Origin of the sequence: Flavobacterium sp. CHNK8, from assembly GCF_019774515.1 — a bacterium.
Taxonomy (GTDB): Bacteria; Bacteroidota; Bacteroidia; order Flavobacteriales; family Flavobacteriaceae; genus Flavobacterium; species Flavobacterium tiangeerense.
Genome location: NZ_CP081492.1, coordinates 2,101,901 through 2,115,696, shown reverse-complemented (window position 1 = coordinate 2,115,696; position 13,796 = coordinate 2,101,901). Strand labels below are relative to the sequence as shown.

Genomic DNA, 13,796 nt, shown 5'->3' with positions numbered 1-13,796 from the left:
TTATTGGTTGTATGATTGAGTTCTGATTGTCTGAGTTGAAAGGGTCTTTTGCTTTTTATTTTGATGGTTTAATCAAAATAGCCATACCAGCTGTTGTTTATTGACACAGGTATCGATGTCATTGTTATAGTAACTAATTGACTTTTGGATCGTTTATGTCAATTACATCATTAAAAAAGAGGCTGCTTGAGTTATTCGTTTTGAGTTAAACAATCTCAACACAGCCTCTTGAGGAAGATTCCTAATCTAAAACGGACGAATAAAGAGTCTGTAAAATGGTTTGCATGCAAAAGTTATATTCCTGTTGAATTCGTTTTGCGTAATGCGATTGAATGTTTGGTTTCTCTTTTAAGTCGGTTTTTAGCAATAGAAAAGGGCATTGTAATTTTAGCAATTAATCAGGATGATTAGTTCCACTCAATATGAGAGCAAATCAAATCAAAAGAAACCGCAATTTTGGTATCGCCTTGGCTAATTCCTCTGCTGTTTGAGTTGAACTCACAGTTTCTTACAGTATGTGTAATTACTTCGTTACTATCATCAAGGTAACTTACGATGATACTGAAAGGGTTTACATCTTGCAATCTTTGTCCTTTTGGCAAAGCCGCCAAAATAGCTTCTACTTCGTAGTTGTATAAAGTAATTGAAGCTTTTGCTTCATACTTCCCTCTACCTCTGTGTACTGGCATGTCTCCAGCTCCATAATGGTTTTCTTTAGATACTGAGTCACTATAGTTTACAGCAGTGATACCAGTAACGATATTGCCTGCAATACTTACTTCAATTGATGACCAGCTGTGTTGTTGTCCGTTAATTAATGGTAATTTATTCATATGTAGCGTTTATTTGTTTTTTTATCCTGATAACGTTCAGGAGCTATACTCTTTTATTTATTTGTTTTTTATCACAATCCAATTAGAAGGGTAGTGGTTGTGATTTTTTTATTGTTGGTGAATTATAACGAATTCAATACATTATGCTTTGTCGATTCTGAAAGGATTTTTGAATCCTAAATCAACCATAATTTTACGAGCTGTACCAATTGGGGTGATTTCTGCTTTCACTTTTAATTCTGATGTTGCCAAAATGTTTTGTTTTGGATCTACATATACATCAAAATCTGAAACTTCCTGGTTCGCCACCATTCCTTCTAAAGCAGATCTACATAAGCCTTCAAAGCTTTTTGAAACGGATTGAGGTAATTTTCCATCAATATCTACCAAAACTGGAGAAGCTAATTTTGGTAATAAAGCAGTACGCAATAAACGAGTTGCTTTATTTATTGTACGATTGTTCTCTACATAAGCAAAGTCTGACGTACCCACAGTACAAGTGTGGCTGTCGTTAAAATAAATACCTGGCAATCCTGTGTGGGTTCTTGCGAAAATGAATCTCTTTTCGTTTAGCCCGTTTAAAGTTCCTAACGTCTTAATTTCTTGACCGCCTACAAAACCAGCTTTGGAAAAACCCTCGCCAGTAAGATTGAATTTTTCGATCCAAGCGATGTTCTCAGATACTTTTGCTTTAGAGATAGCCCCTAATGCTAATCCTACTGCTGCTGTATTTATGTAAACCTCTTTGAAAGTGAATTCAAGCCCCTCTTTATCGTCATTATTACTGTTATCGATTTTCTGCACCTTGTAAATATTATAAGAATTTTCTATTGGCACTAATTTCTCGTTATAAGCTAAAGTATAGAGTTTGTCATTCTCTGCTGTACTACCTTTCATAAACAATTTTTGCTCAAAAGCTTTCTCAACATCAATGGCAATTACAACAGATACATTTTCTGCGTTCAATTCAGATAGATTCATAGCAGTATCAGGATCAAACCCTTTTCCCTCTAAAATTACCTCAAAAGGCATGTAATCTTTGTAACCAAGGGCTGCTTGTGTTTGTGCTTTTAAAACAGCAGCTTGTGTGTCGGCAAATGTAGCTTCTCCAGAAAAAATAATTGCCAATTGGCGAATATTCCCGTTGGCCTGTTCCTGCATAGCCATTGCTTTATCAACAATGTCTTCATAAGAAGTTGCCGCTGTTCTCATAATGTACAAGTCTCCAGAAGGATTCATCCTGAAAAATTGTTGAATTTGATAGTAAGCCGATTGCCCGTTTACATCGTAATCAGCAGTAATTCCTAAGGCTTCTGCATCTTCTAATGAAGCCAAACGCTCTACTTTTTCAAAAAGTAATTTTGAAGTTGGAACTCCGTCAAAAAGTAATCCTGAAACCATGTCTTGATCTGGTGTTCTTCTCCCTAATCCGCCTGATAGTTTGTTAATCACAACATCATTTAATGTACTCATAATATAAATTGTTTTAATTGTTTAAATTTTACTTTTGCGTTAAAAAGAGGCAAAAGATGGACTGTAAAAAGTTTAAAAACTTTTTATTTTTAATGATTTTAATTTTAAAAAGGTATTTGTAATCTGGAATCCAAAAAGTAGTTTACTATTTTTGGAAAGCTTTCAAAAAACAGTTTTTAAATTGAATTTTACTCTTGGCCAAGAGATAAACTTGCTTTTGATATCAAGTACAAATTTAAAGTTCAAACTTGCTTTTTCCAATTTTATTGACTGTCAAAACCAGTAGTTTCAGTGTTTTAGGCTCTGGCTTCTGTAGCGAGCCCTTCGTTTATAATGGTATAAATTGTACGCTCTGTGAGAAACAAGTTATCCGAAAGCTCAGATACGACAACTTTCATTTGTTTTGCTTGATTCATATTCAAATAATTGATTACATATTCTCTTCTTTTGTCTAATAGTGTTCTACTTCTTCTCATGGTTGGGTTAAAAAAAGGTATTAGGATAAATAAATTTTAGATTCGGTCGTTGTCTTTTGTGTATGTGTTGTCTGCTCTTGATTTAATAGCGCTAAGATTTTAAGTAGTAGTTGCTGAAGCTGTGTCTAAATCTACAGTTCCTTCAATTTGATTTGGGTTGATTCCAATTATCCCTGAGTTTAAGTCGTAGCCAAGTGCCTCTAGCGCTTCATTACTCAATCCATTATTGAAAAGGATGTATTTCTTTTTCAAGATATTTTCGACCAATGTTGTTTTATAGGTCATTTCCCAAATAAAATAGTCGTTTTTAGCCCAATACACTTCTTCATTGTTCCATTGCTTTTCTTTTACCTTAAACGTTGAATTAGTGTCTAAATAGGCATTACTACTACTAGTGGTCAATATCGCTTTATCTATGCGATGAGCGATTTCGAATACATTTTCATAGCTTGTTGAAGAAAGGGTACCAACTGGCAGCACTACATAAATACAAAAAGACACATCTGCTTTATAGTTTTTTTCAGAAGATGTTTCCCAAGCAATAGTATCATATTTGAACATTACGATTGGACTTGTAACTGCTGTTTTAAAAACTGCATCACTGTAAAGATGTACTATTGGCGCATTAGAAGAAAACTCCGTTTCGATAGCGCTCTTTTTTTCGTTATAAAATTCTTTTAAAATCATATGATGGATTATTTTTTTACAAATATACAACATATGTTTTAATTATTGCAACATATTACGTTAAATAATGCAGTGATTTCAGTAATATGATTCAATAATTTTATATTGAAGTTACAGTAACATAATAAGAAAGGAGCTACAAACATACTGAAAACCAGACAATTTAGAATAAAATAAACAAATAAAAACTATTTTTTGCTTTATATTATCTAACTTTGCAACATATAGCTGAATCCCTTAAAGAAAAACAAAACATATTACACAAAAAGTATTCATACTATGGAAATACATACTAAGATAAAGCATATTATAGACGAGCTTAAATTAAACAATAACTCATTTGCCAAAGTAATAGGGGTAACTAGCACCACAATAGATAGTATTACCATTGGCCGATTGCAAGCCGATGGTGAAAGAAAAAGAACCAAACCAGGATTTGACTTGCTTCAAAGTATAATTACTCATTGTAATGTAAATCCTGACTACCTTTTTAAAAATAGTGATCAAATTTTCGTCAATAAAACAAACGATCAAGTTAATTTGAACATACCAAAAATTATCACGGTAGATGCTCACGGTGAAGAAAACATCAATTTTGTTGGAGTAAAGGCTCGTGCTGGTTATTTAGACGGTTATGCTGACCCAGAATACATGGAAACACTTCCTTCATTTAGCATGCCTATGTTAAAAAACGGTACGTATAGATGCTTTGAAATAAAAGGAAACTCAATGTCGACTACAATTCATGATGGGGATTACCTTTTTGGAAAATATGTCGACAACTTTGATGATATCCTTGACGGCAGAATTTATGTTGTAATAAGTAAAAATGACGGTGTCGTAGTAAAAAGAGTTTTAAACAGAATCAGAGAAAGTGGCAAATTAATTCTAAAATCCGACAATAGAGACGGAAACTACCCCATGTATTCTATTTATGCCGAGGATATTCTAGAGATTTGGTACGCCAGCATGTATGCCTCTAAGCAGATGCCAGATCCTATTAACATCTATGAAAAACTTCATGCCCTAGAAAGTAAAGTTTATGAAATGGAAGAGGCTTTAAAGAAAAAACTGAATTAAAATTCTAAAAGTTGAGGTTCATTTTCAAATAAAAAAATCCCTCTTACTGTTTTGATGGTAAGAGGGATTTTCAACACTAACTCAAAATTATTTAAGAAATAGATCCCGTTCCTGTTCCGGTTTGGGCTGATGCAGATCCAGTTGTCGTAACTGTTGTGGTTACGGTTCCTGATTTGACGAATGCTTCAATAGCTGATGCTAATTTTTCAGCTGCTTTTTCTCTTGCCTTTTGTGCTTGATTATTATTATCGTTTCCGTTATTTACATCAACTGATATTTGCGAGCTTTTTACTAAGACATCTAAGATCGCTTCTTCTAATGCTGAAATTTTTAATCCCATTTTTAAATTTTTAATAAAGTTTTTAAATTCGATTTTATTAAAAGTAGGCCTGCTACATTTGGGCCAACTCCTTGTACGACGACAATTTTTGATATCTCTGTAATCAAACTTTCTAATTCTGTTAACAAATTTTTTCCACCTACATCTATTTTAAATTTGTCATCCATTTCAAAAGTTAAATCTCCTTTTTTAAACGAAGTCATAGCATCTGAAATTATAGCTTCAAATCCATTTTTTATGCTGATTTTTGACTCTTTATCTTTTAAATTGAAAATTGTATTGCCTTTGTTGAGATTTATTTCTGTATGTAATTCGTCAAACGTTATTCTTTGCTTTTCATTACTGTCTTTATCTAAAAATTGTATTTCAGCATTTGCATTTTCTCCGCAAGAAAGCGTAAACTTTAAACGCTCTTTAACATCTTCGCCATTAATAGTATTTATAACGGTTTGCTGTTGATTTCCATTAAAACTGTTTTTAGAAATTTCTTTTCCCTTTTCATTATAAAAAGAGGTGGTAATATTTGAATCCTCTTTACCACTAAACTCTAGTTGTGCAATTTTTTTGTATGTAGGTACTGAGGTTGATGAAGAATCATTGCCTTCTTTTTCTTTGAATACAATCTGGAATTTATCTACTTCTGTATCAATTTCCAGATAATGGTTTTCGTCATCCTTGAAACGAATAAAAATGCGTTCTACTTCCGAAAACTGAGAAATAAACGCTCTTGTTTCTACTCCATCAATAATAGAAGCCAACACCCAACTATCCTTTTTTGGAATGGTAATAATTCCTTGTTCTAAGTCCAGAATAGAAGCTTTCAAACGTACGTTTTTAATGATGGCACCATCGGCTCTCATAATGTTTACAGTATAAGCGTCTTCTGGATTATGGAGCGATTCAGTTTCTGTATTTATTTCAATGACTTTTGCCGCAAACGTTTCAACAAGTTGATTCTTGCTAGCGACATCTTTTATTAGATCTTTTATATTTCCCATTTTGTATTTTTAAACTGTTTCTACTCTTCGTCCTATGTAAATCTTTTGCCTGTAACCGTTTTCACCATAACTTCGCTCAACTTTTTCGACCTGAAAGGTGCCGTTTTTTTCTTTATCCTTAGCGTTTTCCAGAATTACTTTGTCTGTAGGCCTTACAAAGGGTTCTCCAAAAGTTAAAAAATAACCTTCAAATCCATTTGGTTTAGACTGCATGGCTCTCAAGGCACCATATTGATACAATACTGAAGTCGCTTCCGTTGTTGCTTTTTCGAAAGCTTCAATGTCTTTTGGTAAGTCTTCATTATCATTATGTAAAACATGAGTTTTTATTAATTGCCCATTCGGATCACCTAATTCGATATAAACTGGAGTGTTTGAATTCTTAAAGTATTTTTCTACTCGTACACGGGTATTCTTTGTAGATTCATTCACTACTGTTAATTGATCCTCTATAATATTGTAACGAAATTTAAAACGCACTTCACCCGAGAAGACATCAGAATCGGATCGAGTCATTTTACTCAATTGAGATTTTAAAAGACTTAGTCCTTGGTTAATTAACTTTTTTACAACAGCACCTGCTAGCGGGCTTTTTATAAAATTCCGATCTATAAAACTCGTTAGTTCTTTAGCTGTATGTTGTTGCGGATTATTGGTAATTGTAAGTACTGGCCCTGAAGCTTCGGTTTTAAAATAAGTATATATGCCTTTATCTTTCAACATTTCGAAAACCTGAGCCAAGCTTTGATCTCTGTTAATCATAACATTCCCAAATTCTTCGTCAAGCGCATTTACTTTAAAAGGTAATTTTAGTTCTTTTATCCTTTTTTCAAAGAATATTTTGGGATTAAAACTTTCAACATTTGTTGTTGGATTTGTTGACACTATATTGTACATATCATTCTTATCCTGAACATCATTATCTTTTACTGCTTTTACTTTCTTAAAAGCATACATCACGTCTTCACAAGATATTCTAACATTTACATCCGTTTGTACTCCTGTGACATACCCTCTGAAAGCTGGTTTGTAATCGTCATCATATCCTAAAAAGATTTCGATGAAACTTTCGAGTTTAAAAAAATCATGGATTGTTTTTTGCGCACCACTTGCATTTGCAAATAAACTCTGGTCAAATCCTTTGGTGTCAGTATATACTTTTTGAGGCATTACAATAGTAGCAGTATCTGTAAGCGTTTTATAAGAACTGCTTATCTCGACATTTTTTACATATGTAAATTCATAAAATTTAGGGGTTGGAATGAGTCTGATGGTTTCGTAAACTCTAATTTTAGCATTTAGTTTAAGCATTGTCTCTAATTATTAGCTCTACCGTTTCGTCTGATGTGGCACTGGCAGTAAATTTTTGAATATTTTTTGTTCCAGCAATAGATGGGATAGAGTAGGAGTCTATTACTAGTTCATAAATGCCAAATCGGTTTAAGATGGCATGAGTTACTCTTAATGAATAGGGAGCATTTAAGAATTGTTTCAGTAAGAAAAGTTTTTCTTTTGGGTACTCATCGCCCGTTTCATTGGCAATTAATCCCTCTATCGAAATACTAAAATCGCCATTTGATATATGCTCTTTGATTGTTGAATCTCGCCCTTCTATACTCTCTTTTTTTATGTTTTTTGAACGATTTAAATTAACCGTAACAGCATCTACTCGCAAACTTGGTAGATTAAGATCGCTTTTTACCAAAGGCTCAAATACTAAAGGAGCAAAAACCCTCAGGTTAAATTCCCCTCCTGTTTTATCTATAATAAAATCTTTCGATTCTGATTCGTTATAATTGATCCCAGCGTATTCGATGTCCTTGGTATCTAAAATTTCGTTTACATTAAAATTGAATTTCATATTTTTTTATTTTTAATTTGAAAATGTTTTAGCAAAGGCTGTTATGAATGTGTTTTCTAGTCTTGTCTCCTTGTGTTTTTGTAACCACAGCGCCTCTTCTAGTAATTTGTAAAACTCATCCATAGCTAATTGATAGGGATCTATCTTAAAAGCATATCTGATAAGCGCTGCCGATTTCTTAAATTCATCCTTCTGAGGTGTAAAATCAATGGCAAATTCACTATCTTTTTTTATCATGGATACAATAGAATTCCCTGCCGAAAGCATGAATTCATCATCATAGATCTCTTTATCCAACACACATTCTTGAAACAAAAACAATATCGCTTCATGCGGATTGTCTTTGTATTTATCTTGATAGTTTAAAAATGAAGTGAACGATGGTTTTCTGCAATAAGCGTTTGTTAAATGGTCCTCAGAAGTAAGTTTTAATACACTACCGTATTTTTCTTTTAGTTTTTCTATTGTTTCGTTTGGCATTTTTTTAGGCTTTACTTGTTTTGTGTTTTTACAATGATTAAAAATTAGGCTTTTGAAATTATCCCTTATAGTGCCATTTCACAGCATAAATTAATTGTCAATTTTTTGACAGACTTTAGCATTTCTGCACTCTGAGACTTTGCGAGTCTAGCTTCACGCAAAGCCACAAAGACGCAAAGTATATTTTCAATACCTTGAATATTGGTATGAGTTACGGATAGTTCAATTAAATTATGACTGTCCACTAAGCAGACGAACAATTCAACACAGAGGGAGAGATTTATACTCGTTTTTATATAAAAATTTGTTTTTTATACCATTTAAAATCTATGTTGTTCGGGTTCTATTCTCAAAACCGGAAGAAATGGCCGATGGTCAAATTTTAAATCGCACTATCTCTACTTTCTCTTTTTATGACTTCGGCCAAATCTTCATTTTTTTCGGATGTAGTTAAAGGCGTAATCATAAAACTCTCTATAAAAATGTTTCCTTCTAAAGGCTGTCCCAAAGGATTTTTAAAGTTGCTCATGTCTGGTGTTTTAGGTGTTTCGCCTAAGTCTCTTGGTGTAATATCCATGATTATTTACTATTTAGTTATTGATTAAGATTAGTATGGGAGACCTCTAAAATTGAGGTGATAATTCTCTAAAATCTTCTGAGAACGAATAGCACTATCATGTCTGTTTTTAAGTAGTAATAGTGGCTATTGGAGGGTGTAAAAATAATGCAGAAAACCATAAAAAAAGAAAAACAAGACGCCTGTTTTCAGTAGTTTCAGTAAAACAAAAACCTTTACAAAATCTTGTAGAACAACAAAATACACTAATAAAAAGTAATCATAAAAACTATTAACCATAAGGATTATGATCACTACTATTTTTCTAATTAAACAACATCTGTTTTTAAATAAAAATGCGCCAAAGCCTACAAGAGAACTAAATGCTCTGATAGCCTTTGACGCAATAGTATGAGTGATAAATCAGAATCTGTGTTGGCTTTGAAAAACTCTTAACGCGAACCTCAACTTATTTTATTTACATAAGTTGTCAATGTAATATTGAGGCTATTATTAGGTTTAACCAACATTGAAAGCAAGCTTAACCGATTCGCTGTTTAACAGCTGCTTTGTGCCTTCTATATTATTCTTTTATTTTTTTGAACTTTACCTTTATCAAGGATTTTCTTTAAGATTTGATGATACTTGTTCATTTTTAATTCGATTTTTGATTGATTATCTATGCATTTCTCACATCATAAATTAAAATAGCAAAGCCAGCATTAGAAGACTTATGTCCTCCAACGCTGTGGCTTTATGCTTAATTAAATTACCCTGAGAAAGTTTTTAATTGTTGGAGGACTTTTTTTATTTCACTTCCTCCTGTCAAGTTTTGACTTTATTTAGACTACAGATATAATGCTACTATTATACCTAGCTAAACCATCGTGAACGCTAAAAGAACTGTACATATTAAAATTAATATTAAAAAGGGATTCGTTATTTATAACTTTCCTCACTTTTGTAACAGAACCCAAAATTTGAATATCAGCGTCGTTTAAATCGATAAATTGTTCATAATCCCATTCTTCTGGAAAACTTACAGTACCTATTAAATAAATATTGTTTTTTACATCTTCCGCTAATAAAACTGTAGGTATTGTAAATGTTATTGTTGAAATTTTATTTACAGTACTAATAGCAAGATCACTTGTAATATACTCAGCAGGAGTAGGTGTCCTCTCTACTTGATAAACATTTGTAGGGGCATATGAATCATCATAAGTAACAAGCCTTACAAGTGTATCATTAGGTAAATCAAAACGCATTTCGCCCTTGAATTCAAAACCTGGAATCATATATTGACTCCAATACCCTGGATAACCATCAAATCCTTCATTATAGACTTCTAATTTAGTATTCTCGACTAACTCTTGATAACTTCTAAATGGGTTGAAATTACATAAGAGCCTACAGACTAACCAACCTTGAGAATTATAATATTTTTTAATAGATCTAATAAAACCTACCGAAGGCTGTAGCGCATTAGATATTGGTTTTTTTAAAACATTTCCTTCTAGAGTAATTACTAATTGTTGTACTTCACCAGTTGCTGCTGGCACATCCATAAGTTTTAATTTTTTTCCAATTACTTGTGACATAATTACATTAATTTGCGTTATTAATTTTTGTTTTAATTCTTATTAAACTTTCCCAATCTCCAAAAATATTGGATTGGAGGTCTGTTTCACGGTATAATCCATCGTTACTGTATGTTACAGTTCTTAAGTTGTTTAAATAAAAATCAGCCCAGAAATTAGGAGTTGCGGGTACACCACTTGGATGAAGCTGTATAAATAACCCTATCCCATTGCCACTATTTTGAGTATCCATTGTAAGCTGAAGTGTATCTGATTCTCCAAGGTAAAAAGCTAATTGAAAAAAGTTTGCGTTTAATACTGTAAACTCCGCAACTTTTTGTCCTGTATATCTATCTCGTACAACGTTAGTTGGACTAGGTAATAGTCCTTGATTGATTTGACCTAGATAGTTGTAATCTTTGTCTATATACTCAATTAGATTTATAGCTTGCCCGTTTTCATTTCTTTCAATATTATTGTAAAAAAGATTTAAAGCTGAAAACCCGCCGTTATTTACAGTGCTTACATCTTCAATTACCTGCTCTTCTGGTTGAACAAAAGAATTGATAAAAGGCACAGATTCAACAAACTCAGCTAATAAATCATAAATTACAATAGTGGAGCCGTAATCATACTTTCCTTGAATGTAAACTGAAATAGGGTTGTTTAGCTCCATTTCAACTGGGTAAATACCGTGCTCAAAAATAGTTCCATCAAGTGTGGTTATCTTTACTAGACATGACAATTCAGCTGATGCATAAAATCTAGAAATTACAGCTTCATTTAAGTTGACTGTTAATAATCCATTCACGAAAGAAATAACTTCTCCAATACGATTTATATAACTATTCAATTTAGTTGGATCACCACCATAATACGTTCCAGCATTCAAAAAATCGCCTTCAACAAAACCTATAACCGTGTCGTCAGGTTCTAAGAAATTATTGCCGGACTCATTACCCGGATTCTTAAAAACAAGCAACTGACCCGATTCATAAACTGTCTTGGGAGGCAGTTGATCCAATATTTCATCCAATCCTTCGACCTCTTTCACAGGCACTTTGTCGTTTTTGTGCCTGAACGAATCCCAAGTGTCCCAAAACTGAGTTTGACTGGGTTTTAGACCGGTTTTAAACCAGTCTTTTATAGTATTTAATGTTTGTAATGCCATATTTGTTTATTTTTTAAATTGTTAATTCTAATTAATGAAATACTTTATGTTTTGGACAATAATGAAATTAAATTGGATAATGATTGTTGAATAGAGCTTGATAATTATTTAATAATAATACAATTTCTCCCTCCCTATCTTTTTTTTTTAAGTTAAAACAACAAGATAGTATAGTATTTATATTTGATTTAGGTTCCTTTTTGGTATTCAAAAAAACAGACTTGGATACTATGTGAAAATTAAAAAATTGTAGGACTATTCAATTTCATGCCCCTCTATAAAGTTTTAACTATTTGAAAAGTTAATCCGATTATTTTTACCTTAAGTTAGGGAACTCAGGCATAAAACCATCAAAGCATATAATAAATTGTAAAGCAACAAATGTTGGTACTGTTGGGATAGGTTCATTCCCTGTACCCCAAGGAGTCAGCTGCAAACCTGTTGGGTCAAAACTCAAAGTATTGTTTACTGTAGAATTAATCCCTACTAAATTTTGATTCGGTGCGGCATTTGTATACAAATTAGGATCACTATTACCATTGGTATCAATCGTTTTTCCTAAAACATTATTGATTGCAGAAGGTATTGGAGTAATAGCATTACTAGTACTAGCTTTTAATGTTGTGTTTACAGAAATGCTTCCTGTTAAATTAGATCCTGATCCTTTTATTATGGTGTGAGTGTGAGGAGGCATATTTTCATTAGATAATACGATGCTATTTGAACCACCTGTTTGACCTAATACATAATTTCCTAAAGCTTGTGTACTCATGTTATTTGTAGCTTGAGTAGGAAACGCACCTCTCAAGTCAGGTATATTAAAAGTGTTTATACCATCACCTCCATAAGTTGTTCCAATAACAGAAAACAATTTATAATGAGATTCAATCAAAAGAGATTGACCTTCACAAGTATAATATCCTTTTGGTGCCGTTGCTCCTGCAAACAATTTAATAACTCCTATCATTTCAATATTTTTTTCAATTTTTTTTTTACATACCAAACCCTTAGTCGTTATTACTAATTGTTGTACCTGCTCTTGCTCTGTAGCAGTTGGGACGTTCATCAGTCTTAATTTTTTTTCAATTACTTGTGACATAATTACATTAATTTACGTTATTAATTTTTGTTTTAATTCTTACTAAACTTTCCCAATCTCCAAAAATATTGGATTGAAGATCTGTTTCACGGTATAATTTTTCGTTACTGTATGTTACAGTTCTTAAGTTGTTTAAATAAAGATCAGCCCAGAAATCAGGAGTTGCGGATACACCACTTGGATAAAGCTGTATAAATAACCCTATCCCATTGCCACTATTTTGAGTATCCATTGTAATCTGAAATAAATCTGATTCTCTAAGGTCAAAAGCTAATTGAAAAAAGTTTGCGTTTAATACTGTAAACTCCGCAACTTTTTGTCCGGTATATCTATCTCGTACAACGTTAGTTGGACTAGGTAATACTCCTTGATTGATTTGACCTAGATAGTTGTAATCTTGGTCTATATACTCAATTTGATTTATAGCTTGCCCGTTTTCATTTTTTTTAATATTATTGTAAAAAAGATTTAAAGCTGAAAACCCGCCGTTATTTACAATGCTTACATCTTCAATTACCTGCTCTTCTGGCTCAATAAAAGAATATACAAAAGGTGAAGATTCAACAAACTCATCTAATAAATCATAAATTACAATCGTGGAGCCGTAATCATACTTTCCTTGAATGTAAACTGAAATAGGGTTGTTTAGCTCCATTTCAAGGGGGGTAATACCGTGCTCAAAAACATTACCCTCAAGTGTAGTTATTCTTACAATACATGACAATTCAGCTGATTCATAAAATCTAGAAATAACAGCTTCATTTAAGTTGACTGTTAATAATCCATTCACGAAAGAAATAACTTCTCCAATACGATTTATATAACTATTCAATTTAGTTGGATCACCACCATAATACGTTCCAGCATTCAAAAAATCGCCTTCAACAAAACCTATAACCGTGTCGTCAGGTTCTAAGAAATTATTGCCGGACTCATTACCCGGATTCTTAAAAACAAGTAACTGACCCGATTCATAAACTGTCTTGGGAGGCAGTTGATCCAATATTTCATCCAATCCTTCGACCTCTGTCACAGGCACTTTGTCGTTTTTGTGCCTGAACGAATCCCAAGTGTCCCAAAATTGAGTTTGACTGGGTTTTAGACCGGTTTTAAACCATTCTTTTATATTATTTAATGTTTGTAATGCCATATTTGTTTGTTT

15 protein-coding genes are annotated in these 13,796 nt (G+C 32.6%); 1 reads left to right on the top strand and 14 read right to left on the bottom strand.

The window, feature by feature from the left end; all coding sequences use genetic code 11:
- Window positions 1–407 precede the first annotated feature (407 nt).
- The 4 genes from K5V07_RS09015 to K5V07_RS09000 form a co-directional block, all read right to left on the bottom strand.
- Complete coding sequence (locus K5V07_RS09015; RefSeq protein ID WP_144893727.1) at window positions 408–833, bottom strand: hypothetical protein; 426 nt, start codon at window positions 831–833, stop codon at window positions 408–410.
- Window positions 834–974: 141 nt separating this feature from the next.
- Window positions 975–2,306 (bottom strand): DUF2586 domain-containing protein, encoded by a 1,332-nt coding sequence (locus K5V07_RS09010; RefSeq protein WP_221917201.1) that lies wholly within the window; start codon window positions 2,304–2,306, stop codon window positions 975–977.
- 296 nt (window positions 2,307–2,602) lie between these two features.
- Window positions 2,603–2,782, bottom strand: coding sequence for a hypothetical protein (locus K5V07_RS09005; protein ID WP_221917200.1), 180 nt, complete (start codon window positions 2,780–2,782; stop codon window positions 2,603–2,605).
- A gap of 99 nt (window positions 2,783–2,881) precedes the next feature.
- Complete coding sequence (locus K5V07_RS09000) at window positions 2,882–3,469, bottom strand: hypothetical protein (protein ID WP_221917199.1); 588 nt, start codon at window positions 3,467–3,469, stop codon at window positions 2,882–2,884.
- A 279-nt stretch (window positions 3,470–3,748) separates the two neighbouring features.
- Here K5V07_RS09000 and K5V07_RS08995 point away from each other — a divergent pair, with 279 nt between their 5' ends.
- Window positions 3,749–4,549 carry a S24 family peptidase gene (locus K5V07_RS08995; RefSeq protein WP_221917198.1) on the top strand — a complete coding sequence of 267 codons (801 nt, stop codon included), beginning with the start codon at window positions 3,749–3,751 and terminating at the stop codon, window positions 4,547–4,549.
- 91 nt (window positions 4,550–4,640) lie between these two features.
- On the opposite strand, the gene K5V07_RS08990 is transcribed toward K5V07_RS08995, so the two are convergent.
- From K5V07_RS08990 to K5V07_RS08945, 10 genes are all read right to left on the bottom strand, one after another.
- Entirely contained in the window at window positions 4,641–4,889 is a 249-nt protein-coding gene (locus K5V07_RS08990; protein WP_221917197.1) for a hypothetical protein, read from the bottom strand.
- A gap of 2 nt (window positions 4,890–4,891) precedes the next feature.
- Window positions 4,892–5,887: a hypothetical protein gene (locus tag K5V07_RS08985; protein WP_255577887.1), complete on the bottom strand. Its 996-nt coding sequence runs from the start codon at window positions 5,885–5,887 to the stop codon at window positions 4,892–4,894.
- Window positions 5,888–5,896: 9 nt separating this feature from the next.
- Entirely contained in the window at window positions 5,897–7,198 is a 1,302-nt protein-coding gene (locus tag K5V07_RS08980; protein ID WP_221917196.1) for a hypothetical protein, read from the bottom strand.
- On the bottom strand, window positions 7,191–7,748 hold the full coding sequence (locus tag K5V07_RS08975; protein ID WP_221917195.1) for a DUF6046 domain-containing protein: 558 nt from the start codon (window positions 7,746–7,748) through the stop codon (window positions 7,191–7,193). The genes K5V07_RS08980 and K5V07_RS08975 overlap by 8 nt, the downstream gene beginning before the upstream one ends.
- A 12-nt stretch (window positions 7,749–7,760) precedes the next feature.
- Complete coding sequence (locus K5V07_RS08970) at window positions 7,761–8,228, bottom strand: hypothetical protein (RefSeq protein ID WP_221917194.1); 468 nt, start codon at window positions 8,226–8,228, stop codon at window positions 7,761–7,763.
- A 382-nt stretch (window positions 8,229–8,610) separates the two neighbouring features.
- Window positions 8,611–8,805 carry a hypothetical protein gene (locus tag K5V07_RS08965; RefSeq protein ID WP_221917193.1) on the bottom strand — a complete coding sequence of 65 codons (195 nt, stop codon included), beginning with the start codon at window positions 8,803–8,805 and terminating at the stop codon, window positions 8,611–8,613.
- Window positions 8,806–9,626: 821 nt separating this feature from the next.
- Complete coding sequence (locus K5V07_RS08960) at window positions 9,627–10,385, bottom strand: hypothetical protein (protein ID WP_221917192.1); 759 nt, start codon at window positions 10,383–10,385, stop codon at window positions 9,627–9,629.
- Window positions 10,386–10,392: 7 nt separating this feature from the next.
- Entirely contained in the window at window positions 10,393–11,535 is a 1,143-nt protein-coding gene (locus K5V07_RS08955; RefSeq protein WP_221917191.1) for a hypothetical protein, read from the bottom strand.
- 316 nt (window positions 11,536–11,851) lie between these two features.
- Window positions 11,852–12,634 carry a phage tail protein gene (locus K5V07_RS08950; protein WP_255577880.1) on the bottom strand — a complete coding sequence of 261 codons (783 nt, stop codon included), beginning with the start codon at window positions 12,632–12,634 and terminating at the stop codon, window positions 11,852–11,854.
- A gap of 7 nt (window positions 12,635–12,641) precedes the next feature.
- A complete protein-coding gene (locus K5V07_RS08945) occupies window positions 12,642–13,784 on the bottom strand; it encodes a hypothetical protein (RefSeq protein WP_221917190.1) in 1,143 nt (380 codons plus the stop codon).
- Window positions 13,785–13,796: the final 12 nt, after the last annotated feature.